22 protein-coding genes are annotated in these 23961 nt (G+C 70.1%); 12 read left to right on the top strand and 10 right to left on the bottom strand.

The features are described from left to right. Window positions 1-3: 3 nt before the first annotated feature. A complete protein-coding gene (locus H0X91_RS21575; protein ID WP_196433329.1) occupies window positions 4-2067 on the bottom strand; it encodes a pyridoxamine 5'-phosphate oxidase family protein in 2064 nt (687 codons plus the stop codon). Between the two features lie 34 nt (window positions 2068-2101). Next, entirely contained in the window at window positions 2102-2746 is a 645-nt protein-coding gene (locus H0X91_RS21570; protein ID WP_006496096.1) for a glutathione S-transferase family protein, read from the bottom strand. 126 nt (window positions 2747-2872) lie between these two features. On the opposite strand from H0X91_RS21570, the gene H0X91_RS21565 reads away from it, so the two are divergent. Continuing rightward, window positions 2873-3826 carry a LysR family transcriptional regulator gene (locus H0X91_RS21565; RefSeq protein ID WP_196433328.1) on the top strand — a complete coding sequence of 318 codons (954 nt, stop codon included), beginning with the start codon at window positions 2873-2875 and terminating at the stop codon, window positions 3824-3826. Window positions 3827-3841: 15 nt separating this feature from the next. On the opposite strand, the gene H0X91_RS21560 is transcribed toward H0X91_RS21565, so the two are convergent. Together H0X91_RS21560 and H0X91_RS21555 are read right to left on the bottom strand one after the other, a co-directional pair. Beyond that, window positions 3842-4327, bottom strand: a complete 486-nt coding sequence (locus tag H0X91_RS21560) for a hypothetical protein (RefSeq protein ID WP_006496097.1) — start codon at window positions 4325-4327, stop codon at window positions 3842-3844. Window positions 4328-4372: 45 nt separating this feature from the next. Beyond that, on the bottom strand, window positions 4373-5026 hold the full coding sequence (locus tag H0X91_RS21555; RefSeq protein ID WP_034178474.1) for a TetR/AcrR family transcriptional regulator: 654 nt from the start codon (window positions 5024-5026) through the stop codon (window positions 4373-4375). A gap of 88 nt (window positions 5027-5114) precedes the next feature. Here H0X91_RS21555 and H0X91_RS21550 point away from each other — a divergent pair, with 88 nt between their 5' ends. From H0X91_RS21550 to H0X91_RS21540, 3 genes are read left to right on the top strand one after another with little or no spacing between them, the layout of a single operon-like run. Continuing rightward, window positions 5115-6017: an SDR family NAD(P)-dependent oxidoreductase gene (locus H0X91_RS21550; RefSeq protein ID WP_060267717.1), complete on the top strand. Its 903-nt coding sequence runs from the start codon at window positions 5115-5117 to the stop codon at window positions 6015-6017. Continuing rightward, complete coding sequence (locus H0X91_RS21545; RefSeq protein ID WP_006486159.1) at window positions 6014-7597, top strand: flavin-containing monooxygenase; 1584 nt, start codon at window positions 6014-6016, stop codon at window positions 7595-7597. The genes H0X91_RS21550 and H0X91_RS21545 overlap by 4 nt, the downstream gene beginning before the upstream one ends. A gap of 7 nt (window positions 7598-7604) precedes the next feature. Then, complete coding sequence (locus H0X91_RS21540) at window positions 7605-8588, top strand: alpha/beta fold hydrolase (RefSeq protein WP_196433327.1); 984 nt, start codon at window positions 7605-7607, stop codon at window positions 8586-8588. Between the two features lie 72 nt (window positions 8589-8660). Here the strand turns inward: H0X91_RS21540 and H0X91_RS21535 are convergent, their stop codons facing one another. Beyond that, window positions 8661-9059 (bottom strand): carboxymuconolactone decarboxylase family protein, encoded by a 399-nt coding sequence (locus H0X91_RS21535; RefSeq protein WP_006486153.1) that lies wholly within the window; start codon window positions 9057-9059, stop codon window positions 8661-8663. 362 nt (window positions 9060-9421) lie between these two features. On the opposite strand from H0X91_RS21535, the gene H0X91_RS21530 reads away from it, so the two are divergent. The 4 genes from H0X91_RS21530 to H0X91_RS21515 all read left to right on the top strand — a co-directional run bounded on the left by H0X91_RS21530 (window position 9422) and on the right by H0X91_RS21515 (window position 15054). After that, complete coding sequence (locus H0X91_RS21530) at window positions 9422-11851, top strand: collagen-like triple helix repeat-containing protein (protein WP_196433326.1); 2430 nt, start codon at window positions 9422-9424, stop codon at window positions 11849-11851. Window positions 11852-11978: 127 nt separating this feature from the next. Beyond that, window positions 11979-13262 carry an isoprenylcysteine carboxylmethyltransferase family protein gene (locus H0X91_RS21525; protein WP_006495601.1) on the top strand — a complete coding sequence of 428 codons (1284 nt, stop codon included), beginning with the start codon at window positions 11979-11981 and terminating at the stop codon, window positions 13260-13262. Window positions 13263-13836: 574 nt separating this feature from the next. Continuing rightward, window positions 13837-14427 (top strand): hypothetical protein, encoded by a 591-nt coding sequence (locus H0X91_RS21520; RefSeq protein WP_006485515.1) that lies wholly within the window; start codon window positions 13837-13839, stop codon window positions 14425-14427. A 54-nt stretch (window positions 14428-14481) separates the two neighbouring features. Then, window positions 14482-15054 carry an NADPH-dependent FMN reductase gene (locus tag H0X91_RS21515; protein WP_059722470.1) on the top strand — a complete coding sequence of 191 codons (573 nt, stop codon included), beginning with the start codon at window positions 14482-14484 and terminating at the stop codon, window positions 15052-15054. 33 nt (window positions 15055-15087) lie between these two features. On the opposite strand, the gene H0X91_RS21510 is transcribed toward H0X91_RS21515, so the two are convergent. The 4 genes from H0X91_RS21510 to H0X91_RS21495 are packed head-to-tail and all read right to left on the bottom strand — an operon-like array spanning window position 15088 to window position 20208. Further along, window positions 15088-15717: a DUF2894 domain-containing protein gene (locus tag H0X91_RS21510; RefSeq protein WP_034202712.1), complete on the bottom strand. Its 630-nt coding sequence runs from the start codon at window positions 15715-15717 to the stop codon at window positions 15088-15090. Then, complete coding sequence (locus tag H0X91_RS21505) at window positions 15714-16358, bottom strand: OmpA family protein (RefSeq protein ID WP_196433325.1); 645 nt, start codon at window positions 16356-16358, stop codon at window positions 15714-15716. The genes H0X91_RS21510 and H0X91_RS21505 overlap by 4 nt, the downstream gene beginning before the upstream one ends. 3 nt (window positions 16359-16361) lie before the next feature. Further along, on the bottom strand, window positions 16362-19409 hold the full coding sequence (locus H0X91_RS21500; RefSeq protein WP_196433324.1) for a DUF802 domain-containing protein: 3048 nt from the start codon (window positions 19407-19409) through the stop codon (window positions 16362-16364). A gap of 10 nt (window positions 19410-19419) precedes the next feature. Then, window positions 19420-20208: a DUF3348 domain-containing protein gene (locus H0X91_RS21495; RefSeq protein ID WP_196433323.1), complete on the bottom strand. Its 789-nt coding sequence runs from the start codon at window positions 20206-20208 to the stop codon at window positions 19420-19422. Between H0X91_RS21495 and H0X91_RS21490 the strand changes: the two genes are divergently transcribed. Then, window positions 20207-20521 (top strand): hypothetical protein, encoded by a 315-nt coding sequence (locus H0X91_RS21490; protein ID WP_143262578.1) that lies wholly within the window; start codon window positions 20207-20209, stop codon window positions 20519-20521. The two genes, H0X91_RS21495 and H0X91_RS21490, sit on opposite strands and share 2 nt — an antisense overlap. 6 nt (window positions 20522-20527) lie before the next feature. On the opposite strand, the gene H0X91_RS21485 is transcribed toward H0X91_RS21490, so the two are convergent. Continuing rightward, window positions 20528-21166, bottom strand: coding sequence for a LysE family translocator (locus H0X91_RS21485; protein ID WP_012493146.1), 639 nt, complete (start codon window positions 21164-21166; stop codon window positions 20528-20530). Between the two features lie 149 nt (window positions 21167-21315). On the opposite strand from H0X91_RS21485, the gene H0X91_RS21480 reads away from it, so the two are divergent. The 3 genes from H0X91_RS21480 to H0X91_RS21470 all read left to right on the top strand — a co-directional run bounded on the left by H0X91_RS21480 (window position 21316) and on the right by H0X91_RS21470 (window position 23955). Beyond that, a complete protein-coding gene (locus tag H0X91_RS21480) occupies window positions 21316-21780 on the top strand; it encodes a GNAT family N-acetyltransferase (protein ID WP_059722465.1) in 465 nt (154 codons plus the stop codon). Between the two features lie 47 nt (window positions 21781-21827). Continuing rightward, window positions 21828-22406: a hypothetical protein gene (locus tag H0X91_RS21475; protein ID WP_194131518.1), complete on the top strand. Its 579-nt coding sequence runs from the start codon at window positions 21828-21830 to the stop codon at window positions 22404-22406. Window positions 22407-22575: 169 nt separating this feature from the next. Then, window positions 22576-23955, top strand: a complete 1380-nt coding sequence (locus H0X91_RS21470; RefSeq protein ID WP_006485924.1) for an FAD-containing oxidoreductase — start codon at window positions 22576-22578, stop codon at window positions 23953-23955. Window positions 23956-23961 lie beyond the last annotated feature (6 nt).

Raw genomic sequence — 23961 nt, 5'->3', positions numbered from 1 at the left:
GCGTCAGCAATCCAGCACGAGCGGCGCCGTCGCGCCTTGCGCGGGCCGTGCGACGCACAGCAGCGCGCAGCCCGGTTCGACCGGCGCATCGGGCGTTTGCGCGTAGTCGATCGCGCCGGACAGCACGCGCGTCGCGCACGTGCCGCACGAACCCGAGCGGCATTCGGCCGGCACGGCCACGCGCTGCCCTTCCGCGAATTCGAGCAGCGTGCCGTCGGCGGGCGTCCATGCAGCTTCGCGCCCCGTGCGCCGGAACACGACCGGCACGCTTGCCGCCGCGGGCGCGGCAGCCGCGCGGGTCGCACTGCGCGACACGCTCGACGGCCCGAACGCCTCGAAGCGGATGCGTTCGTCCGGCACGTTCAGCGCGCGCAGCCCGTCGTACAGGTCGCGCATGAACGCCGACGGCCCGCACAGGTAGAAGTCGTAGTCGTCGAACGACAACACCCGCTTCAGTTGCCCGATGTCGATCCGGCCGCCCCGCGCGGCCGAGCCTTCGTGAGGATGACTGTCGAACCAGTGAAGCGACACGCGTGCATCGGCGGCCGCGCTGCGCGCCAGTTCCGCCGCGAACGGCCGGTCGGCCGCTTCGCGTGCGCCATGCACGAACACGACGCGGCGCGACGGCGTGCCATCGGCCAGTGCCCGGCGCAGCATCGCGACCATCGGCGTGATGCCGATGCCGGCCGACACGAGCACGGCCGGCCGCGGACTCGCGACATCGAACGTGAAGCGGCCGCGCGGCATCTGCGCGTCGAGCGTCATGCCGGCCTGTGCGTGATCGTGCAGCCATGCCGATACGCGCCCTTCGCGCTTCACGGTGATCCGGTAATGCGCGCCGCCCGGCGCATCGGACAGCGTGTAGCTGCGAATCGCTGGCGCGTCGCTGTCCGGCAGCGCGATGCGCAACGTCAGATGCTGGCCGGCTTCGTACGCAGGCAATGCGCCGCCGTCCGCCGGCTCGAAATGGAACGACCGGATCGCACGCGCTTCGTCGACGATCTTCGCGATCCGCAGCGACCGCCATGCGGGCGCCGATGCCGGCGCGGCCGCGGACGGTACCTCCCCGGCCGTTGCCGCCGCCCCGCTCGACGCCGCCGCCATCGCCGCGAACTGCGGCGCGCGCTCGACCGCCGACCACCGGAACGGCAGCACCGCCCGCATGCGCCGCACTTCCCGCACATGAAAGCGCACCACGCGCTGCGCGCCGTCGAACGACGCGACGACGGGCCCGTCCCACACGATCTCCGCGTGCACGGCGACATACAGCAGATCGCCGCTGTCGAAATCGACGAACAGCAACCCCGCGCGCGGATCGTGCTGCAGGTTGCCGAGCGTGTTGAAGAACCGGTTGCCGCTGAAATCGGGCGTCGTCAGCGTGCGCGCGTCGTCGACGCGCACGAAGCCCGGCATCCCGCCGCGATGCGACACGTCCGCGCCACGCGCCGCGCCCGCCCCCGCGGACGTGTTCGCGCTCGCGACGAAGAACGTATCGGCCTGCGCGAGCAGCGCGCGATCCGCGTCGCCCAGCGCATCCGACACGTCCGGCGCGACGGACGCGTCGACGTCCCGCGCGACGAAGGTCGGCTTGCGGCCCTGGATGTACTTCGCGCAATTGCCGAAGCTCTGCTCGACCGCGATCGTCAGCGCATCGCCGTCGACCGCGCGCACGACGCCGTTCACGCGATTGCGGCGGCGCGTATCGAATTCGATCCCGAGCCCGCCGAGCGGCGCGCCAACGTGCCACGCGCCGGCCAGCGGATCGCCCGGCAGCGCACGCGCCGCGATGCGCAGCGTGCGTGGGTCCGGCGACGTGACGAACCCCGGCGCGCCGGCTCGCAGCGTCGCCCACGGCTGGCCGTGCGCATCGACGCCGCCGAGCACGAAGAACGGCAGTTGCGCGAAAAACGTCCGGTGCTGGTCCGGCATGAAGCGCCGGATCCCGCGCCGGCCGGCCGCGCTCGCCGCGTCCGTCACGCCTGCGCGCTGCTGCACGGCAAGCTCGCCCGCATGAAACGGCGCGGTATCGAGTTCCCAACCCGGGACGACGGCGGTCGGCGCATTCATCGCATTCTCCTGAACAGGCGCGGTGGCAGAGGCGTCAGGCGGCAAGCAGGCCCGCGCGGGTCGTCGGCATCGCGACGAAGCCCGGCAACGCCTCGATTCGAGCGAGCCATGCGCGCACGTGCGGATACGGTTCGAGCGACACGCCGCCTTCCGGTGCGTGCGCGATGTACGTGTACGCGGCAATGTCCGCGATCGTCGGTTGCGCGCCGGCCGCGAACGGCTTGCCGGCCAGTTCGCGATCGATCACGTCGAGCACCTTCGCGGCCGTGCGCTTGGCCGCTTCCGGGTCGAGCGGCGCGCCGAACACGGTCACGAGCCGCGCGGCCGCGGGGCCCGACGCGATCGGGCCGGCCGCGTACGACAGCCAGCGCTGCACGACGGCCGCGCCGACCGGGTCGTCCGGCAGCCAGTGCGCATCGCCGTAGCGCTTCGCGAGGTACACGAGGATCGCGTTCGAATCGGCGATCACGGTGCCGCCGTCGTCGATCACCGGCACCTGCCCGAGCGGATTCAATGCGAGAAACGCCGGTTCGCGCTGCGCGCCGGCCGCCAGATCGACGTCGATGGTCTTCGACGGCAACCCGAGCAACGACAGGAACAACCGGACGCGGTGCGCGTGGCCGGACAACAGGAACGAATAGACGCGAATCGGCGAGGCAGGCTTGCTGGCGGCAGACATGGAAACACTCCGGAATCTCGCGCCGCCGGGGATCGGCGACGAACGGCTCCAGCGTAGCGCTCGCCGTTCGTCGCCAGAAGACGGATAATCGTGGAAACATTCTCCGCTTTCATAGGACAATCGACGATGGCCGATCTGCGCGACGTGAACCTGAACCGGCTGGCGATCTTCGTCGCGGTGGTCGAGGCCGGCTCGCTGACGGCCGCGGCCGAGCGGCTCGGCCTCGCGAAGACGGTCGTCAGCACGCACATGCAGCGCCTCGAATCCGAGGTCGGCGCGAACCTGCTGGTGCGCACGACGCGGCGGCTGAGCGTGACCGATGCCGGACGCGTGTTCTACGACGCGTGCCGCGACATCGTGCGCGCCACCGAAGCCGCGCTCGACGCGGTGTCGTCCGACGCCGGGCCGCTGCGCGGCACGCTGCGCGTGAGCGTGCCGATCGACTACGGCGCGCTGGTCGTCGCGCCCGCCGTCGTCGCGCTGCGCGACCGGCATCCGGGGCTCGATGTCGAACTCGTCGCGAACGACCGCGTGATCGATCTCGTCGCGGACAACCTCGACGTCGCGGTCCGCATCGGCCGCCTCGCCGATTCCAACTATCGCGCGGTGCAGCTCGGCATCTACGAGAAATGGCTGGTCGCGAGCCCGGCGTTCGTCGCGCGGCACGGACTGCCGCGCGACCCCGATGCGCTCGCCGCGCTGCCGTTCGTGATGTTGTCGTCGCTGCCGCGCCCGCATACGCTCGACCTCGACGATGCGCGCGGCGGCCACGCATCGGTGCGCTGCGTCGCGCCGGTCGTGTCGAACACCGCGACCGCGTGCCGCGCGATCGTGCTCGCGGGCGGCGGCTTCGGGCTGCTGACGGATTTCTCGACCGCGGACGACGTCGCCGCCGGCCGGCTCGTGCGGCTGTTGCCGGGCTGGCGTACGGCGCCGGCCGGGATTCACGCGGTGTATCCGTCGACGCGGCTGCCTTCGCCGAAGGTGCGGGCGTTCATCGATGCGATGAAGGCGAGGCTCGGGGAGACGCCTGCAACGCCACGCGCACGCCCCGGTCGGCCGAAACGCGCGAACGGCTGACCGGTCGCTCGCCCGTCACATGAACTTCACGTAGCACGCCTTTTTTTCGACTTCTTCGCGCTTGAATCCCTTTTCGCTCATGCAGGCGGTAAATTCGTCGGGGAACGGGTTCAGATTGAAGATCCGGTCCTGGATATTGGCGGGGATGCCCTGGTCCAGCTGGGCTTGCGCTTCCGCACAGGTCGCCTTCGCGAGCGACAGCCTGACGGGCTCGCCGCTGATGCGGTTGCGGATTTTTTCATACGCCCCGTCCTTGCAGGCCGATACCGCGTCCTTGAGGTGCTGCGTATAGAGGGCGTCGCGACAGACATCGCCTGTCCGGTCCGCATCCCTGAACAGCGCCCCGACCGTTTGCGATTTCCACTCGGTTTCATAGCGCGTGGTCTCGCTAAACGGCCAGCAGCCGCAGCCCGTCAGCATCAGGACGGAAACGGCCATCCCCGCCGACGTCACGCGGCGCCCCCATCGGTTGCGTGCCTGCATGATTTCCTTGTTATTCATCGACCACCATTGATGTGCGCGGCGAACGGCCCCGTCCCCGCGAATCTACGCCGCCTGCAACGTCCCCAGCAGCACCTTCCTGCAACTGGAGATCATCTGCGCCTCCGGATCGCGATAGTCGGTCAGCAGCCACGCCGCGCCGACGTTCGTCATCGCGCCCACCAGCGCGAGCCCGATCAGCCGCTGCTCGGTGCGCTCCGCCGGCGTCACGGCCTCGCGCGGCGCGCCGATCGCCATGATCAGCTTGCCGAAGTCGATCAGCATGCGCTGATACGTCATGTCGGTATCCGCGCTCACGCCCATCACCTCGAGCAGCAGCACGCGCGCCGCGCACGGGTCGCGCAGAAACGCGAAGAACGCGGCGAGCCCCGCGTCGACGCGCTCGCGCAGTTCGCCGCCGCGCGCGGCGACCGCCTGCGCGACCGCGTCATGCAGTTGCTGCGCGTGATGCAGGTAGGTGCAGCGCAACAGATCCTCGGTGCTGTCGAACGCCGCATAGAAGTAGCGATCGTTCAGCTTCGCTTCCTGGCAGATCGACCGCACGGTCGCCTTGCGAAAACCCACCGTGCCGAACACGCGCGTCGCCGCGCGAATCAACGCGTCGCGCCGCTCGGCGGCCCGTACCTCAGGCGCCACGCCGCCGTACGACCGGCCCCTTTTTTCCGTTTCGAGTGCTTTCTCCATTCCGCTATTTGACATCAGGACACCCGAAAACTAAAGTGGTGACACACAACACCACAATAGACGCGCCGCCGGTGCAGCGCAAGCGGAACGGGAGGAACGACGGATGAAGGGATTTTCCGGCAAGGTCGCCGCGATCACGGGCGCCGGTTCGGGCATGGGCCGCAGCCTCGCGGTCGAACTGGCGCGGCGCGGCTGCGCGGTCGCGCTCGCCGACGTCAGCGAAACCGGGCTCGCCGGCACGGCGGCCCTCTGTGCGCAGCACGGCGTGCGTGTGAGCAAGCGCCGGCTCGACGTCGCCGATCGCGACGCGGTGTTCGCGTGGGCCGATTTCGTTCGCGCCGAGCACGGCAAGGTCAACCTGATCTTCAACAACGCGGGCGTGTCGCTCGCCGCCAGCGCCGAAACCGCGCGTCTCGCCGATCTCGAATGGATCGTCGGCATCAATTTCTGGGGCGTCGTGCACGGCACGCAGGCGTTCCTGCCGCATCTGCGCGCGTCGGGCGACGGCCACGTCGTCAACACGTCGAGCCTGTTCGGGCTCGTCGCGATGCCGACGCAAAGCGCGTACAACGCGACCAAGTTCGCGGTGCGCGGCTTCACCGAGGCGCTGCGGATGGAACTCGAACTCGACGGCGCGCCGGTGAGCGCGACCTGCGTGCATCCGGGCGGCGTCGCGACGAGCATCGTCGACGCGAGCCGCGTCGATACCAGCATCCACGCGCTGACGGGCCAGGACGAAGCGACCCATCGCCGCCAGGCGAACCGCCTGATCAACGCGACGACGGCCGACGAGGCCGCGCGGCAGATCCTCGCGGGCGTCGAGCGCAATGCGCGCCGCGTGCTGGTCGGCGCCGACGCGCGCCGGCTCGACCGGATCGCGCGCCTGCTCGGCGCCGGTTACCAGTGGCTGGTGCTGCGCCACGTGCGCCGCGCCCGCGCACGCAATCTCGAACGCGCGCCCGCTCCGGCCGCGCGCCCGATCACGCCGACCAAGGACCCCGCATGACCTCGACGACGACCGACCGGCGCGATGCGCCGCCCGCCCCCGGCGCCCGCCGCGACAGCGGCGACAACCGCGACCTCGACGTGCTGATCGTCGGCGCCGGCCTGTCCGGCATCGGCGCCGCGTATCACCTGAAGCAGCGCTGCCCGCATGCGAGCGTGGCGATCGTCGAGGCGCGCGACGCGATCGGCGGCACCTGGGACCTGTTCCGCTATCCGGGCGTTCGTTCGGATTCCGACATGTTCACGCTCGGCTACAGCTTCCGCCCGTGGCACAGCGACAAGGCGATCTCCGACGGACAGACGATCCTCGACTACATCCGCGACACCGCGCGCACCTACGGCATCGACAAGACGATCCGCTACGGCCAGAAGGTCGTCGCGGCCGACTGGGATTCGAACCGGGCGCGCTGGACGGTACGCATCGAGCGCACGCAGGACGGCGCGACCGACACGCTCGTCTACACCTGCCGCTTCCTGTTCATGTGCAGCGGCTACTACGACTACGACGCCGGCTACCTGCCCGACTGGGCCGGCATGGACACGTTCGAGGGCAAGCTCGTGCATCCGCAGCACTGGCCGAAGGATCTGTCGTACGCGAACCGGCGCGTGGTCGTGATCGGCAGCGGCGCGACGGCCGTCACGCTCGTGCCGTCGATGGCGGCCGACGCGCAGCACGTGACGATGCTGCAGCGCTCGCCGACCTACATCGTGTCGCTGCCCGCGCGCGACAAGATCGCGAACGCGCTGCGCCGCGTGCTGCCGTCGCGGCTCGCGCACCGGCTCGTACGCGTGAAGAACGTCCTGCTGACGATGTACCTGTACAACGTGTCGCGCCGCAAGCCCGACCGGACGAAGCAATTCATCATCCGCGCGGCCAGCAGGCAGCTCGGCCCCGACTTCGACGTCGCGAAGCACCTGACGCCGCGCTACATGCCGTGGGACCAGCGCGTGTGCCTCGTGCCGAATGGCGACCTGTTCAAGGCGATCCGCGCGGGCCGCGCATCGATCGTCACCGACGAGATCGAGCGCTTCACGCCGACCGGCCTCCAGCTGAAGAGCGGCCAGCAGCTCGACGCGGACGTGATCGTCACCGCGACCGGGCTGAAGGTGAAGATGCTCGGCGGTGCGCGCGTGACGGTCGACGGCCGCGTGGTCGATTTGCCGGAGACGGTGTCGTACAAGGGCATGATGTACAGCGACGTGCCGAACCTCGCGTCGTCGTTCGGCTACACGAATGCGTCGTGGACGCTGAAGGCCGAGCTGATCGCGCGCTACGTGTGCCGGCTGCTCAACCACATGCGCGCGAACGGGTACGACACGTGCGTGCCGCGGCTCGGCGCGGGCGATCTCGGCGACGTGCCGGCCGTCAACCTGAGCTCGGGCTACATCCAGCGCGCGGCCGGCATCCTGCCGAAGCAGGGGCACCGCAAGCCATGGAAATTCCACCAGAACTACGTGCTCGATCTCGCGTCGCTGAAGTTCAGCGCGCTCGCCGATTCCGCGATGCATTTCGAGCGCCGCGCCACGACCGGCCCGGCGGCCACCGCGCCGGCCGCCGAACCCGCACTCGAAACCCGCTGAGGTCGACATGACTCCTACGCTCCATCTGATCCAGAACGTGCTGCTCGGCGTCGTCGCGGTGCTCGCCGCGCTCGCGCTGTTTTCCGCTTACGTGGCCCGGCGCGTGACCCGCGCGTTTCCGCCCGAAGGCCGCTTCGTCGACATCGGCGGCGACCGCATCCACTACGTCGAATACGGCAACGGCCCGCCGATCGTGTTCGTCCACGGGCTCGCGGGGCAATGGCGCAATTTCGCGTACCTGCCGCTCACGCGGCTCGCCCAGCAGCATCGCGTGATCCTGCTCGATCGCCCGGGCGCCGGCCGGTCGCTGCGCGGCGCGGCGTCGCAGGCGAACGTGTTCGCGCAGGCCCGTACGGTCGCCGCATTCATCGACGCGCTGAAGCTCGACAAGCCCGTGCTGGTCGGCCACTCGCTCGGCGGCGCGATCGCGCTCGCGGTCGGCCTCAACCATGCGGACCGCGTGAGCCGGCTCGCGCTGATCGCGCCGCTGTCGCACGAGCAGACCGAGCCGCCCGCGCCGTTCAAGCCGCTGACGCTGCCGTCGCCGCTCGTGCGCCGTTTCGTGTCGTGGACCTTCGCGATTCCGCTGACGATCCTGACGGGCCGCCAGGCCGTGCGCCAGGTGTTCGCGCCGGAAGACGTGCCGCGCGACTTCCCGGTCAAGGGCGGCGGCCTGCTCGGGATGCGCCCGCACGTGTTCTACGCGACGGCGACGGACCTGCTGTCGGCGCCCGTCGACCTGCCCGCGATGGAGCGTCGCTATCCGGAACTCGCGCTGCCGGTCGACGTGCTGTACGGTCGCGCCGATCCGATCCTGAACTGGCGCGAGCACGGCGACGCGCTCGCGAAGAAATCGGCGCGCGTGCGGCTGAAGGTCGTCGAGGGCGGCCACATGCTGCCGGTCACGATTCCCGACACGACGGCCGACTGGCTGCTCGAAGTCGCCGCCGCGCCGGCCGACACGGCCACGCAGACGGTACGCATCGCGTAGATCGCGGCAGCGAAGCGGCGCCTGATCCTGCTTCCCCGCTCCCGCCGCCGGGCAGCCAGCGCCGCGACGGAATCAGGCTTCGTCGTCGGGTATCGACAGTCCGAGATCCGAGAGCACCTCGCGCGCGCTGCGAAACGCCTCGACCGCGGCCGGCGCCCCCGCGTACAGCGCGCTGTGCAGCAAGACCTCGCGAATCTCGACGAGGCTCGCGCCGTTGTTGAGCGCGCCGCGAATATGCCCCTTCAGCTCCGTGCCGCGGCCGAGCGCCGCCAGCATCGCGCACGTGCACAGGCTGCGCGTCTTCAGGTCGATCCCGCCCCGCTGCCACGTGCTGCCCCACGCATGTTCGTTCAGCCAGTTCTGCAGCGGACGCGAAAATCCGTCGAGGTCGCGCATCGCGCGCTCGACGAACGCTTCGCCCATCACGTCGATCCGCCGCGCCTTGCCGTATTCCCTGTCCTGTTCGCTCATGTCGGTGTCCTGGTGGTTGGAGTCGTGGCCGCTGTCGCGCTGCCGGCGGCCGGGGATGTCGCGCCATGTTCAGCGCGACCGCGCGTTTCGTCAAAGATGCGGCGCTCGGTTCGCGGCGGTCCGCGTCACCGGCGGCCGGACGCTACGTAACATCCGGCCGCGCGTTACGGCGCCTTACGGGAACATCGCAGCCGCGACGTTCGCGCACCGCACGTGCCTGTCGCGCGAAACCGCCTTTCCTCCGTTTAAATCGCGTCGATAGTCCCGATTTCCGCAACAAATCGCGACACCGTTTCGCCAAACATGTCGTGGCGCGGAATTTGCAGAGAAGGCCTGGACACACTTCCAATGTCGAGGCCAACATGCAGAATCTCTTCAAGAAGACGACGGTAACGATGGCCGTCTCGTCACTGCTCGCGCTGTACGGCTGCGGCTCGGTCGATGGACCGACGACCCCGCCGACGATCAAGCCGAGCACGTCCGGGACGAGCGGCACGTCGGGGACTTCGGGTACGTCGGGCGGCGGTTCGTCGGGGACTTCGGGTGGCGGTAGTTCGGGGACTTCGGGGTCGTCGGGGACTTCCGGTACTTCGGGGACTTCCGGTACCTCGGGTACTTCCGGTACCTCGGGCACCTCCGGTACGTCGGGTACTTCCGGTACGTCGGGTACTTCCGGCACCTCGGGTACTTCCGGCACCTCGGGCACTTCCGGTACGTCGGGGACTTCCGGTACGTCGGGGACTTCCGGTACGTCGGGGACTTCCGGTACGTCGGGCACTTCCGGTACGTCGGGGACTTCCGGTACGTCGGGTACTTCCGGCACCTCGGGTACTTCCGGCACCTCGGGCACTTCCGGTACGTCCGGCACTTCCGGTACCTCGGGTACTTCCGGTACCTCGGGTACTTCCGGTACGTCGGGCACCTCGGGCACCTCGGGTACTTCCGGTACGTCGGGCACCTCCGGTACGTCGGGCACCTCCGGTACGTCGGGCACCTCCGGTACGTCGGGCACCTCCGGTACGTCGGGTACTTCCGGTACCTCGGGTACTTCCGGCACCTCGGGCACCTCCGGCACCTCAGGCACCTCCGGTACTTCGGGCACTTCCGGTACTTCGGGCACTTCCGGTACTTCGGGCACCTCCGGTACTTCGGGCACCTCCGGTACTTCGGGCACCTCCGGTACGTCGGGTACTTCCGGTACCTCGGGCACTTCCGGTACCTCGGGCACTTCCGGTACCTCGGGCACTTCCGGTACCTCGGGCACTTCCGGTACCTCGGGCACTTCCGGTACCTCGGGCACTTCCGGTACCTCGGGCACTTCCGGTACTTCGGGCACCTCCGGCACCTCCGGCACCTCGGGCACTTCCGGCACCTCGGGCACTTCCGGCACGTCGGGTACTTCCGGTACCTCGGGCACGTCGGGCACCTCAGGCACGTCCGGCACCGGCGTCACCCCGCTCGGCAACGTCCTCCAGAAATCCGGCAACCTCGTGACGGCGCTCGGCACGACGGTCGTCAACGGTGGCAGCCAGATCGGCGGCGTGCAGATCCCCGGCACGAACCCGACGACGGCCACCAGTGTCGGCAACGCGGTCGGCAGCCTCGGCAACGGCGTGCAGTCGCTCGGCAACGGCATCGCGGCCGGCCTCGGCTCGATCGGCGTGTCGGCGAACCCGCTCGGACCGACGCTCACGTCGACCACCGGCCTGCTGACGGGCGCCGGCGGCGCGGTCAACAACCTCGGCAATGCAGTGACGAGCCTCGGCACCGGTCCGCTGTCGCCGCTCGCGCCGGCGACGACCCTCGTCGGCAGCCTCGTCAACACGGTCGGCACCGCGGTCAACTCGACCGCCTCGGCGCTGAATACGGCGCTGAACAGCTCGCCGGTCCAGCAGCTCGAAACGCAGCTCGGCAAGGTGATCAACCCGATCACGAACACGCTGACCGGCGGCGTCACGACGCCCGGCGCGACGCAGACGCTCGGCGGCGTGACGCTGCTCGGCACCCCGCTCAACGGCCTGTTGAGCACGCTCGGCAACGGTCTCGCGCTTGCGGGCACGAAGGTCGGCGGCGCGACCGACAACCCGGTCGGCACGGGCCTCGGCGGCGTCGTGACGCAGCTCGGCAATACGGTGACGTCGACCGGCGGCCTCGTCCACGACAACAACGCGGGCAGCTCCAGCAGCGGCACGGGCGGCACCAACCCGCTCGCCCCGATCACGGGCCTGCTCGGCACGTTGACGGGCGGCCTCGGCGGCGGCAGCTCGAGCGGGTCGGGCGGCACCAGCAGCGGCGGCCCGCTCGCGCCGATCACCGGCCTGCTCGGGACGGTGACGGGCGCACTCGGCGGCCTCGGATCGGGCGGCACCAGCGGTACGGGCGGCACGAGCGGGACCGGCGGCACCAGCGGCACCGGTGGCGCAGGGCTCGGCGGTCTGCTCGCACCGGTCACCGGCCTCGTCAACTCGCTGACGCCGCTCGGTGCAAGCCTCACCGGCACCGTCACGACGCCGGGCGGCAACCTGTCCGGCACGCTCGGCGGCGTGCTGACGAGCGGCCCGGTCGGCACGCTCACGGGTGCGCTGGGCACGCCGGCCGGCTCGGCCGGCGCCACCGGCACGGTCAGCCCCGGCGGCGCAGCCGGCACCGTGACGACGCCGGGCGGCAGCGGCTCGGTGGTGACCGGCCTGACCGGCAGCACGGGCGGCGGCGCCGCAGGCGGCACCGGCAACCTGCTGTCGCCGGTGACCAACCTGCTCGGCGGTCTGCTGGGCGCCGGCACCAAGAAGTAAGCTTTAACGCATCACGTACCAGAACGACAGGCCAATGGCCGGGCACACATCGATAAACAGCCCGGCCGACGGCCGGCGTCACCCGCCAAGCGGGGGCGCCGGCCCTCATCCCTACGAGGATCCGATCATGAACTCCACGCTCGACGGCATCGTCGCTGCCCCGGACCGCCCACCCCGTTCCGCCACGCCGTTCCGCGCCGGCCTGCTCGGCATCACGGCCGGACTCTTCGCGCTGTGGATCACGCGCGACCACCCGGCCCTCGATGCGGCCACCCGCGCGGTCATCGCGAGCCTCGCGATCATCGGCACGATCGCGCTGCACGAACTCTTCATCTCGCGCGTCTACCTGCGCCCGAGCGCGGGGCTGTCGCGGCAGGCCGTCCGGCCGCTCGGCCTCGCGCGCGTCGCGACGCGGCTCGGCGCGCTGACGTCGATCTACGCGGGCATCGGCGCGATCTACTGGCTGCTGCCCGAATACCACGGCGCGTTCTACCTGCCGTTCTGGTCGCTGCTGCGCTCGCTCGCGCCGTACGTGATCGTCGCCGCGCCGTTCTACTTCGCGTGGATGGACCGCCACCAGCGCGAGACCGACGACGCGTACCTGCTGTGGGGCCGCTTCCTGTTTCGCCGCGAGCAGCCCGCGAGCTGGAAGCCGGTGCGCGAGATGCTGGCCGGCTGGGGCGTGAAGGCGTTCTTCCTGCCGCTGATGACCGTCTACCTGTCGAAGGATGCCGATCACCTGAGCGCGTCGCTCGCGAACGCGATGCACGCGCCGATGACGATCGCGACCTTCGTGTTCATGTACGACCTGTCGTTCACGATGGACCTGATGTTCGGCACCGTCGGCTACCTGTGCACGTTCCGCATCCTCGACAGCCACGTGCGCACCGTCGAGCCGACGACACTCGGCTGGGTGGCCGCGCTGATCTGCTACCAGCCGTTCTGGTCGCTGATCTCGAACAACTACATCCGCTACGAAGGGTCGGTGTTCTGGGACAACTGGCTGCTGTCGGCGCCGACGCTGCGCGTGATCTGGGGCACGGTGATCATCCTGCTGCTGCTGACCTACGCGCTGTGCACGATCTCGTTCGGACTGCGGTTCTCGAACCTCACCAACCGCGGGATCATCACGTCGGGCCCGTACCGCTTCACGAAGCACCCGGCGTACATCACGAAGAACCTGTCGTACTGGATGGTGTCGGTGCCGTTCGTCGAGCCGCTCGGCTGGCAGATCGGGCTCATGCACTGCGCGGGGCTCGTCGCGGTCAACCTGATCTACTACACGCGCGCGAAGACGGAAGAGCGTCACCTGATGCGCGATCCGGACTATCGCGCGTATGCCGAATGGATCGCGCAGCACGGCTTGTTCGCGCGGATCAGGCAGACGTTCGGCGGGCGGCAGGCGGTGTGACGGAGCGGCCGGGCGGCCGCCATGCCGCTCCGGTCCCTCGCGTGGGTGTCGGATCGGTCGCGGACTTCGCATCCGCAACGACACTGTTGCACGCATGCTCTCCGGCGCTGGGCGATGCGCTTTCGCGTGGATCGCCCGAACGTTTGAGCGCTCCCATGCGGCCAATTGTCGCGAAACAGCGCGATTCTCCGCTTTTCGTCGCTTTTCTCCCCCGGTCCGATTGCCCGCCCCCGACGCGTCGCGTATGGTGCTGGCCGTCCGCGCACGATCCGTCGCCGGACCCCGACCGTCGTCCCGCACGACGGCCGTGCGGGCCGTGCCCGCCGCTCACCGTCTCCGCGACGCCGCCCGCCGGCGCCGCGCATTCATGAGGAAAGAGGCGTGATCCACAAAGTCCTGATCCTGTTCGCACTCTGCATCGCGGGCCTCGCCGCGATCGCCGCCGGTTTCCAGCACATCCCCAGCTGATGCGCGGCCCCGGCTCGCTTCGCCGAGCCCGGGGGCCGCTTCCCTTTCCGCTTCCCCGTTGCCATGCACTCCTTTCTCGATGCGCCCGAGACGGGCGCCTTTCGCCATGCGTATCGACGTACAGCATTCCCAGCACGACATCGACGACGAACTCGACACCCTTTATGAACGCCTCCACCAGCCGGGCCATCGCCTGCACGGCCTGCCGGGCGTCGCGCTCGGCCGCTCGGGCCTGGTCGTCCGCCATCGCGAAGCGGACGGCGAATACTTCCTGTATGTCGAGGATCTGGCCGCGCGCCAGCTCGCCGGCTACACGGTGTTCAACCGCCTGCCCGAAATCCCGCGCCGCGCGGACCGCTACCTGCGCGCGCCGCACACGCGGCTGCGCGGCTCGGCGCAACGCAAGGGCCTCGCGACGACGCTGTACCGCTGGGGGCTCGACGCGGGCCTGTGCCTGATCAGCGGCGCGCGCCAGTCGGTCGGCGCCGCGCGGTTGTGGACGGCGCTCGCGCAGCACTACCGGCACGGCTTCGTCGATGTCGAAGGCCGCGCGCTGCGCTATCTCGGCGATACCGTTGCCGACGACGTGCACGGTGCGCTGCATACGCGGCGGCTGTTGCTCGGGAGCGGCTGGGGCATCGGAGAATTCGCGCAGGCGGCCGGGATGAGCGACGCGGCGCGAACGCCGATGCGATAATCCGCCAAGCCCGCGCGACGCGCCGGCTCGACCCGCCAATCGAAACGCCCTGCGATGACCATCGATCCCCGAACCGACGTCGGCCGCCCGCTCGACATCGTCGCGCTGTGCGGCAGCCTGCGCGCGCAGTCGTACAACGCGGCACTCCTCGACGCAGCCGCGCTCGTTGCCCCGCACGGCATGCGCATCGCGCGCTTCGATCGTCTCGGCGCATTCCCGCTGTTCAATCCCGATGCCGAATACCCGACGCCCGCCGCGGTGCGCGACCTGATCGACCGCCTGAACGCGGCCGACGGCGTGCTGATCGCGAGCCCGGAATACGCGCACGGCATATCGGGCGTGATGAAGAATGCGCTGGACTGGGTCGTGGGATGCGAGGCCGTCGTGTACAAGCCGGTCGCGGTATTGAACGCGTCGCCGCGCGCGACGCATGCGGACGCGGCGCTGCGCGAAACGTTGTCGGTGATGTCGGCGCGCATCGTCGAGCCCGCCTCGATCGCGCTGCCGATCCTCGGAAGCCGGCTCGACGCGGCGGGCATCGCCGCGCATCCGCCGTTCGCATCGGCGCTCGTCGACGCATTGCACGCGCTGCGCGCGGCGATCGCCGAGTCGGCGCCAGGCCGCTAAGTACCCCGCACGCCTGCCCCCTGGGGCGTCGCGTTATCGCGCCTTGGTGCGCGTCGTCTTTCTCGCCGGTTTGGCCGCCTTCGCACGCGGCGCTTCCTTCTCGGGCTGCGCGCCGCCGCCGGCGAGATCCTCGAGCCATGCGAGCGCATCGACGTACGACAGGAACTGCTGCAGATAGTCCGGCGACAGCTCGCGCATCGTCGCGAGCGAGCGGTGCACGAGGCTGTTCGAATTAAGCGGCCCGGCGTTGCGCGGCACCTGGTCGAGCGACTGGCGGTATTGCTGTTCCGTGCGGACTTTCGACCACATCGTGCGGAAGTAGTCGACCAGTTCGGGATCGAGCCCGCGCCGGTCCGCTTGCGGATCGCGCGCGAGCCCTTCGACGAGCGCGGCCAGCGCGCCGCGCGCGGGCCTGCTCGTCGCGGCTTGCCCCGTCTCGCGCGTGACTTCGGCATCGTCGTCGGCGCGCGCGACGAGCGCCGCAAACCCGTCGATCAGCGTCGCCAGCCGCGCGTCGAGCAGCGCGCGTGCCGCGCCGTCGAGCACGGCCGCGCGCCGTTCGAGCGCATCGATCCGGTGAAACCGCACGGGATCGAGCCGGTCGGCGCCCTGCTCGCGCCAGGCGTCGAGCGTCGCGCGCACCTGCGTCGCGTCGTCCGTCACTTTGCGTTGCCTCCGTTCGACGCCGACTTGCGCGGCACCGGTGCGATTTCCACGCGGCGGTTCTTCGCGCGGCCTTCATCGTCCGCATTCGAGCTGACCGGCTGTTCGGAACCGAACGCGGCCGCGAACACCGACGACGCCGGCACGCCGGCATCGATCAGCGCGCGCGTGACCGTCAACGCGCGCTTGGCCGACAGTTCCCAGTTGTCCGCGAACTGGCGGTTGCCGGCGTGTACCTGCTGGTCGTCCGCGAAGCCGCTGACCATCAGGATCTCGTCACGGGTCTTCAGATAGGTGGCGAGCGGTACGGCCAGCGTCTTCAGCAAATCACGGCCCGCGGGCTGCAACTGGTCGGAGTTCAGCGCGAACAGCACGTTGCCGCTGATGCCGATGCGCCCGTTCACGAGCGTCACGCGGCCGGCCGCGAGCGGCCCGGCGAGCGCCTGTTCGAGCGACTTGCGCTGCTGCGCCTCGAGCTGGCGCGCGCGCACCGCTTCCTCGAGCTTCGACGTGAGCTGGAGCTGCATGCCGATCACGCCGACGAGGATCAGCACGAACGCGCCGAGCAGCACCGACATCAGGTCGGCGAACGCGGGCCATACCGGCGCCGATTGCGCGCCGCCGTCGATTTCGTCGTGCATGCGTTACGCTCCGACAGGCGCTCGCCGGCCGGCGAGCTGCTGCAGGTCTTCGACGATCTGCTTCTGCGACATCACGCTCAGGTCGATCACTTCGCGCGCCTGCGCGACGTAGTATTCGAGCTGTTCGTCGCTGCGCGCGAGCGATTTCTCGAGCGCGGCCTCGATGCGCTGCAGATGGGTCAGCAGCTTGTCGTTCGATTCGCCGAACACCTGCACGGCCATCCCGAACGCATCGCCGAGGCTCGCCACTTCGACGGCGCCGGCCGTGACCTGCGCGGCCACCGAATCGAGCTTGCGCGTTTCGGCCTCGACGGTGTCGTTGAAGCGCGCGCCGACGCGATCGAGCAGATCGGCCGACGTGCTGACGAGCGCGTCGATCGCGGCGCGCTGTTCGGTCGACGCGTGATTGACCGCGCCGAGCAGCGTCTCCAGCGTCGCGAGCAGGCGGCTGCGTTCCTCGAGCGTCGCGGTGTCGCGCACCATGCTGTCGGACAGGCGCTGACGCAGCTCGGCGACGACGTCGGCCGCGGCCTTCGGCGCTTCCGACGCGGCCTGCACGAGCCGCGCGATTTCGTTGATCGTGTCGCTCGCGTGAACCTGCGCCTGTGCGGTGATGTCGTTCGCGGTGCGGGTCAGCGTGTCGCAGATGTCCTGCTGGCGCGCCGCGGCCTGCACGCTCGTCTGCGCCCATTCGTCGCGCAGCGCGGCGGCCATCGCGGCCAGCGAGTCGTTCCACGCGGCGAGGCGGGCTTCGTCGCGCGCGGCCAGTTGCGATTGCAGGCCGGCGTGCGACTCGCGGATCGTCGTCAGCAGATCGTTCGAGCGTTGTTCGAACGTCGACGCCTGCGCGGCGAGGTCGCGCGTCGTTTGCGCGAGGGCGTCGCAGATTTCCTGCTGGCGGCCGGCGCTGTGCACGCCAGCGCGCTGCCATTCATCGCCCAGCTTCGCGGCCATCGCGGCCAGCGAGTCGCTCCATGCGGACAGACGTGCTTCGTCGCGCGCCGCCAGTTGCGATTGCAGACCGGTGTGCGACTCGCGGATCGTCGTCAGCAGATCGTTCGAGCGTTGTTCGAACGTCGACGCCTGCGCGGCGAGGTCGCGCGTCGTTTGCGCGAGGGCGTCGCAGATTTCCTGCTGACGGCCGGCGCTGTGCACGCCTGCACGCTGCCATTCGTCGCCCAGCTTCGCGGCCATCGCGGCCAGCGAGTCGCTCCATGCGGACAGACGTTCTTCGTCGCGTGCAGCCAGTTGCGATTGCAGACCGGTGTGCGACTCGCGGATCGTCGTCAGCAGATCGGTCGAGCGTTGTTCGAATGTCGATGCCTGTGCCGCGAGGTCGCGCGTCGTTTGCGCGAGGGCGTCGCAGATTTCCTGCTGACGGCCGGCGCTGTGCACGCCAGCACGCTGCCATTCATCGCCCAGCTTCGCGGCCATCGCGGCCAGCGAATCGTTCCATGCGGACAGACGTTCTTCGTCGCGTGCAGCCAGTTGCGATTGCAGGCCGGTGTGCGACTCGCGGATCGTCGTCAGCAGATCGTTCGAGCGTTGTTCGAACGTCGACGCCTGTGCGGCGAGGTCGCGCGTCGTTTGCGCGAGCGCGTCGCAGATTTCCTGCTGACGGCCGGCGCTGTGCTCGCCCGCACGCTGCCATTCGTCGCCGAGCTTCGCGGCCATCGCAGCCAGCGAATCGTTCCATGCGGACAAGCGTGCTTCGTCGCGCGCGGCCAGTTGCGTCTGCAACCCTGCGTGCGACTCGCGCATCGCGGCGAGCGTCGCGGCCGAATGGCGCTCGAACGTCGCGGCGGCTTCGCCCAGCGCGCGCGCATGCTGGCCGGCCAGCGTCTCGCCGACCTGCTCCTGGCGCGCCAGCGCGTCGCGCCACGCGTCCGACAGGCGGCCTTCGGTCGATTCGAGGCGCGTCGCGACACCATCGAGCAGATCCGACGAACGCTGCGCGAACGTGTCGGTGAACTGGCCGAGCGTCGTCTGCAACTGCTGCGCGACGGCGTCGCCCGCGCGACGCTGTTCGTCGAGCGCGCGATTCCACACGGCCGTCACGTTGCCGGTGGTCTTCTCGAAGCCGTCCGTCAGCCCGTCGAGCTGACGCTGTACCGCGCCCGTCACGGTGTCGCGCAGCGCGGCCATCTCCTGCGCGAGCCCCGTCATCGTCGCGGCGACGACCGGCTGCAGCGCGGCGCCGGCCACGCGCGCGCTTTCGGCGGCGCTCTCCTTCAGCGCGTCGCCGACGTTCGACGCCAGGCCCGCGTACGCCCGCTCGGTCCGGTCGAAAAACGCCTGCTGGCTTTCGAGCTGGCGATCGTGCAGCGCGACGCTGCGCGCCTCGAGCGTCGTCATCATCGTCTGCAGCCGGTCGACCAGCGCCGGCATCACGTCGGCCTGGCGCTGCAGCAGCCGGAACGATTCGTCGCGCTGGTGCGCGGACGAATGCACGCGCAGCATCGTCGCGATCTTCGCGTCGAGCTGGTGGGCCGCATCGATCCGCTCGCGGCGCACGAGCGCGGACAGCAGCCCGAGCATCGCCGAGGTGGCCACACCGGCGATCGACGTGCCGAACGCGAACCCGAGCCCCTTCACCGGCGCGATCAGCGACGCGCGGATCGCATCGAGATCGGTCGCGCTCTCGAGCGCGGCGCCCGTGCCCTTCAGCGTGACGACCATCCCGAGCAGCGTGCCGAGCATCCCGAGCAACACCAGCAGGCCGACGAGGTAAGGCGTGAGCGCCGGGCCCGGCAGCGCGACGCGCGCGCCTTCGACCCGGGCGCGCACCGCGCCGCGCAGGCCCGGATGCAGCGTGTCGAGCCACGGGTCGAGCTTCGCGGGCGGCTCGGTCAGGCCGGCGACCGCGTGCGACAGCGTGGCGGTTGCCTGCCGGTAGCGCAGCAGCTCCCATGCGCCGGCGACGTAGCACGCGCCGATCAGCAGCGTGACGGCCGCCGCCAGCGGGTTCGACGCGACATAGCCGGCACCGATCCAGCCCACAGCGAGCAGACCGGCGACGAAGACAACGAGATCAAGGCGAATTCTGGACATAGCGTGTTGATTAGCAGGTGCGAAGGGCCGCGAGCAGCCCGTCTACCGTTTGAAACCGGACTTCGAGTTCGGCAAGCAGGATGCTTTGCATCTCGTCGCGAAACGTATCAAGCCATGCGCCGGGCACGATCGCCGCGACGGTCGGGGTGTCGGCCGCCGCCGCGCCTTCATCGGCCGCAGTGGCGGCATCGGAACCGGCGGCCGCAGCAGCGGCGGATTCGGCGTCGGCCAGCGCCTGCCGCTCCGCGTCGCGCAACCGCGCGAAGCGCGTGCCGAGCAGCGCGGGCACGGCCGACAGCAGGCTGCGCTCGCGCGCGCCGAGCACGCGCTCCATGATCGTGTCGAGCGTCGCGAGCCGCGCCATCCCGGACGAGCGCGCGGCGAGCGCGACCCGCAGGCGGCCACGCAACTGGCCGATCGCCGTTTCCATGTCCTGCTGCAGGGCCAGATAACGCTGGCGGAAGTCCGCGAAATCCGCCGTATCGGCCGCCGGCGGCGGCAGGTCGCCCGGCCGGCGCCGCGTGCGCGGCCGGTTGGCGGCCATGATCGCCTGCGCGAGGTCGTGGCGCACGCGCGCGCAGTCGCGCTCCGCGTCGTAGCCGCGCACGCCGGCCGCGACGCCCGGCGGGCTCGCGTTCAGCGCGGACGACAGCGTGATCGCGTCGGTCCAGCCGAGCCACTGGCTCAGCCGGTCGGACAGCGTTTGCCGGGATTCCGCGACGTCGGCATCGGCCAGGCGCGCGAGCAGCCGGACGAGCGTCGGACCGCTCAACGCCGGGCGCGGAGATGCTTGCACCATGCTGCAAACCGTCAAAAAAGGCAGCAGTTTACACGTCGTCGGCCGGTCGACCGCCAGAATCGGGGAAGCGGCGCGGTTCGGCGCGCCGGGTGACACACGCGAACGCCCGTCGCGCAAGGCTCGGCGTGGGATGGTGGCGGTCGGGAAACACGGTCGGCGGCGGCCGGCGAGCGGCCGCGCCATCGGGAAGCAATGCGTCGGCGGGCCGCCGACGCGTACTCGGGCGGGCGACCCGGCCGGTCTCGCCGGTTCGCGCCAACGGTCCGCGACGGCCATGACCGCCGCCGCGCGCGCCGACGCGGATCAGCAATGAAAGCGCTCAGATCCCCGCTTTCGGCGCATTCAGGATCAGCCGCAGCCCGAGCAGCGTGATCGCGCCGGCCGCGATGCGGTCGACCCACTTCTTCGCGCGCAGGTAGAGTTCGCGCGGCCGGCGCGTCGAGAAGCACAGCGCGACGAGCGTGTACCAGCCGAACTCGACCGCGAACACGAGCGGCGGCAGCACGAGATAGCACCACAGCGGCGGATGCTGCGGGAGCAGCGCCGCGAAGATGCTGCCGTACCAGATCGCCGTCTTCGGGTTGCTGAGCTGGGTCGTGAGGCCCGTCAGGAACGACTTGCGCGCGCTGCCGCCGGCCATCGCCTGCGGATCGTCCATCGCGATCGGCCGGTCGGCGCCGCGCCAGATCTTCGACGCCATGTAGATCAGGTAGGCGCCGCCCGCGACCTTGAGACCCACATACAGCCATTCGACGGCCTGCAGCAGCGTGTACAGCCCGGCCAGCGCGACGCCGCCGAACACGATGCCGCCGATGCCCATGCCGAGCGCGGTGGCCAGCCCGTCGCGGCGCGACAGCCCGATCGAGTTGCGGGCCACCAGCACGAAGCTCGGGCCCGGAATCATCGCGCCCAGAAACAGCGCAGCCAGGATGGCGAGTACGGCAGCCGATGCGGTCATCGAAGTCTCCTTGGTCAGCGACGCCGCTGCGCCGGCGCCTGCGTGTCGTTTCCGACGGTCGAGCCGCTGATTCTGGCACGCTTCGCGCATCGCCGAAAGCGGCGGTGCGCTGCTATGCTGGCCCTCTTTCCCGTCATCACGCGCCACTCATGATCGAGATCCGCGCCGCCCGCTATCCCGACGATGCCGCCGCCGTCGAAGGGATCTTTCGCGAGTACGTCGCGAGCCCGACCGTCAGCCTTGAATTCCAGGACTACGAGCCCGAAATTGCCGCGCTGCCCGGGAAATACGCGGCGCCGCGCGGACGGCTGCTGCTCGCGTGGCGCGGCGAGCGCGTGGTCGGCTGCGCGGCGTTCCGCGAAATCGACGCGGCGACCTGCGAGATGAAGCGCGTGTACGTACGGCCCGAGGCGCGCGGGCTGAACGTCGGCCGCCAGCTCGTCGAACGGCTGCTGCACGACGCGAAGGCGGCCGGTTACGCGCGCATGTGCGTCGACGTGCTGCCCGAATTCGTCGCCGCCCGGCAACTGTATGCGTCGCTCGGCTTCACGCCCGCGCCGCCCGTCGCGTTCAATCCGGTGCCGGGCACGGACTTTCTCGGGCGCGATCTGTAACGCCGCGCGACTGATCCCCTTTTCTCCTTTCGACCGGACCGCCCGCCATGCGCGCTCTTCGCCTTGCTGCCCTGCTGCTCCCGCTGCTCGCCGCGCTCCCGCTCGGCGCCCGCGCCGACAGCCTGCCGAAATCGATCGCCGCGCAACTGCCGGCCGGCTACCAGCCGTTGATCGCGCACGCCGGCCCCGATCTCGACAACGAGCGGCACAGCTTTCTGGTGGTCGTGCATCGCGCGGTCGATACGCGCGACCAGCCGTCGCCGCGCCCGCTGCTGATCTACGAGGAACAAGCCGACCGCACCTACCGGCTCGCGGCCCGCAACGACCAGGCCGTGCTGCGCGCCAACGACGGCGGCCAATGCGATCCGTTCGATCCCGACGATGCGGGCGACAACGGCTTGGCGGTGAAGGGTCGCTATTTCACCGTGCAGAACGTCGTCGCGTGCGGCCAGCACTGGACCGACTATGTCACGTTCCGCTACGACCCGCGCACGCACGGCTGGCTCTTTTCGAGCCAGATCGTCACCGAATCGTTTCCGCTCGACGACCAGCCCGACCACGTCACCGTGACGCGCGCCGACGCGCACCGGCCGGTGTCGTTCGGGCAGTGGACGCGCAAGGACTAGACGCCGCCCGCGGCAGTGCCGTTTTTCAATACGACGCGTCGTCCGGGCGCCGCTCGCGGCCCCCGGCCAACCGGTCTACCATAGGCGCTCGTCGCCCGCGGGCGACCGCCGGCACGGCATGCGGCTTGCGCCCGCCCCTTTCCTCGTTGCACCCGCACAGGAGGACGTCATGACGCAACACTTCGATGCGATCGTCATCGGCACCGGCCAGGCCGGGCCGCCGCTCGCCGCGCGCCTCGCCGGCGCCGGCATGAAAGTCGCGATCGTCGAGCGCGGCCGCTTCGGCGGCACTTGCGTGAACACCGGCTGCATCCCGACCAAGACGCTGATCGCGAGCGCATACGCCGCGCAGCTCGCACGGCGCGCCGGCGAGTACGGCGTGTCGGTCGGCGGCCCCGTCACCGTCGACATGAAAGCCGTGAAGGCGCGCAAGGACCAGATTTCCGGCCGCTCGAACCACGGCGTCGAGCAATGGGTGCGCGGCCTCGACAACACGACCGTCTTTCAGGGTCATGCCCGGTTCGAACGCCCGAACGCGGTGCGCGTGGGCGATGACGTACTCGAAGCCGAACGCATCTTCATCAACGTCGGCGGACGCGCGCAGGTGCCCGCGATGCCGGGCCTCGACTCGGTGCCGTACCTGACCAACTCGACGATGATGGACGTCGACTTCCTGCCCGATCATCTGGTGATCGTCGGCGGCAGCTACGTCGGGCTCGAATTCGGCCAGATGTACCGGCGCTTCGGCTCCAGGGTCACGATCATCGAGAAAGGCTCACGCCTGATCCGCCGCGAGGACGAAGACGTCTCGCAGGCCGTGCGCGAGATCCTCGAAAAGGAAGGGATCGACGTGCAGCTCGACGCGAACTGCCTGAGCGCGCGCCGCGACGGCGACGGCATCGTGGTCGGCCTCGACTGCGCGGGCGGCGGCCGCGAGGTCGCGGGTTCGCACCTGCTGCTCGCGGTCGGGCGCGTGCCGAACACCGACGATCTCGGGCTCGACCGCGCGGGCGTCGACACCGACGCGCGCGGCTACATCACCGTCGACGACCAGTTGCGCACCAACGTGCCCGGCATCTGGGCGCTCGGCGACTGCAACGGGCGCGGCGCGTTCACGCACACTTCGTACAACGACTACGAGATCGTCGCGGCCAACCTGCTCGACGACGATCCGCGCAAGGTGTCCGACCGGATCATGGCCTACGCGATGTACATCGACCCGCCGCTCGGCCGCGTCGGGATGACGCTCGCGGAAGCGAAGCAGACGGGCCGCCGGCTGCTGGTCGGCACGCGCCCGATGACGCGTGTCGGCCGGGCGGTCGAGAAGGGCGAAAGCCAGGGCTTCATGAAGGTGATCGTCGACGCGGACAGCCATGCGATCCTCGGCGCGTCGATCCTCGGCGTGACCGGCGACGAAGTCGTGCACGGGATCCTCGACGTGATGACCGCCGGCGCGCCGTACACGACGATCAGCCGCGCGATGCATATCCACCCGACCGTGTCGGAGCTGGTGCCGACGCTGCTGCAGGATCTGCATCCGGTCGAATGACGCGCC

Origin of the sequence: Burkholderia sp. 9777_1386 (assembly GCF_015712265.1) — a bacterium.
Taxonomy (GTDB): Bacteria; Pseudomonadota; Gammaproteobacteria; order Burkholderiales; family Burkholderiaceae; genus Burkholderia; species Burkholderia cenocepacia.
This window is presented reverse-complemented; position numbering and strand designations above follow the sequence as displayed.

Excerpts from the sequence above, each read along its gene's own strand:
- H0X91_RS21535 (WP_006486153.1), bottom strand. The coding sequence starts at position 9,059 with ATGAGCGAACAGGACAGGGAATACGGCAAGGCGCGGCGGATCGACGTG.
- H0X91_RS21490 (WP_143262578.1), top strand. The coding sequence starts at position 20,207 with ATGCTGCAAACCGTCAAAAAAGGCAGCAGTTTACACGTCGTCGGCCGG.
- H0X91_RS21575 (WP_196433329.1), bottom strand. The coding sequence starts at position 2,067 with ATGAATGCGCCGACCGCCGTCGTCCCGGGTTGGGAACTCGATACCGCG.
- H0X91_RS21515 (WP_059722470.1), top strand. The coding sequence starts at position 14,482 with ATGACCATCGATCCCCGAACCGACGTCGGCCGCCCGCTCGACATCGTC.
- H0X91_RS21485 (WP_012493146.1), bottom strand. The coding sequence starts at position 21,166 with ATGACCGCATCGGCTGCCGTACTCGCCATCCTGGCTGCGCTGTTTCTG.
- H0X91_RS21475 (WP_194131518.1), top strand. The coding sequence starts at position 21,828 with ATGCGCGCTCTTCGCCTTGCTGCCCTGCTGCTCCCGCTGCTCGCCGCG.
- H0X91_RS21555 (WP_034178474.1), bottom strand. The coding sequence starts at position 5,026 with ATGTCAAATAGCGGAATGGAGAAAGCACTCGAAACGGAAAAAAGGGGC.
- H0X91_RS21530 (WP_196433326.1), top strand. The coding sequence starts at position 9,422 with ATGCAGAATCTCTTCAAGAAGACGACGGTAACGATGGCCGTCTCGTCA.
- H0X91_RS21520 (WP_006485515.1), top strand. The coding sequence starts at position 13,837 with ATGCGTATCGACGTACAGCATTCCCAGCACGACATCGACGACGAACTC.
- H0X91_RS21505 (WP_196433325.1), bottom strand. The coding sequence starts at position 16,358 with ATGCACGACGAAATCGACGGCGGCGCGCAATCGGCGCCGGTATGGCCC.
- H0X91_RS21480 (WP_059722465.1), top strand. The coding sequence starts at position 21,316 with ATGATCGAGATCCGCGCCGCCCGCTATCCCGACGATGCCGCCGCCGTC.
- H0X91_RS21525 (WP_006495601.1), top strand. The coding sequence starts at position 11,979 with ATGAACTCCACGCTCGACGGCATCGTCGCTGCCCCGGACCGCCCACCC.
- H0X91_RS21570 (WP_006496096.1), bottom strand. The coding sequence starts at position 2,746 with ATGTCTGCCGCCAGCAAGCCTGCCTCGCCGATTCGCGTCTATTCGTTC.
- H0X91_RS21545 (WP_006486159.1), top strand. The coding sequence starts at position 6,014 with ATGACCTCGACGACGACCGACCGGCGCGATGCGCCGCCCGCCCCCGGC.
- H0X91_RS21550 (WP_060267717.1), top strand. The coding sequence starts at position 5,115 with ATGAAGGGATTTTCCGGCAAGGTCGCCGCGATCACGGGCGCCGGTTCG.
- H0X91_RS21565 (WP_196433328.1), top strand. The coding sequence starts at position 2,873 with ATGGCCGATCTGCGCGACGTGAACCTGAACCGGCTGGCGATCTTCGTC.
- H0X91_RS21495 (WP_196433323.1), bottom strand. The coding sequence starts at position 20,208 with ATGGTGCAAGCATCTCCGCGCCCGGCGTTGAGCGGTCCGACGCTCGTC.
- H0X91_RS21540 (WP_196433327.1), top strand. The coding sequence starts at position 7,605 with ATGACTCCTACGCTCCATCTGATCCAGAACGTGCTGCTCGGCGTCGTC.
- H0X91_RS21470 (WP_006485924.1), top strand. The coding sequence starts at position 22,576 with ATGACGCAACACTTCGATGCGATCGTCATCGGCACCGGCCAGGCCGGG.
- H0X91_RS21500 (WP_196433324.1), bottom strand. The coding sequence starts at position 19,409 with ATGTCCAGAATTCGCCTTGATCTCGTTGTCTTCGTCGCCGGTCTGCTC.
- H0X91_RS21560 (WP_006496097.1), bottom strand. The coding sequence starts at position 4,327 with ATGAATAACAAGGAAATCATGCAGGCACGCAACCGATGGGGGCGCCGC.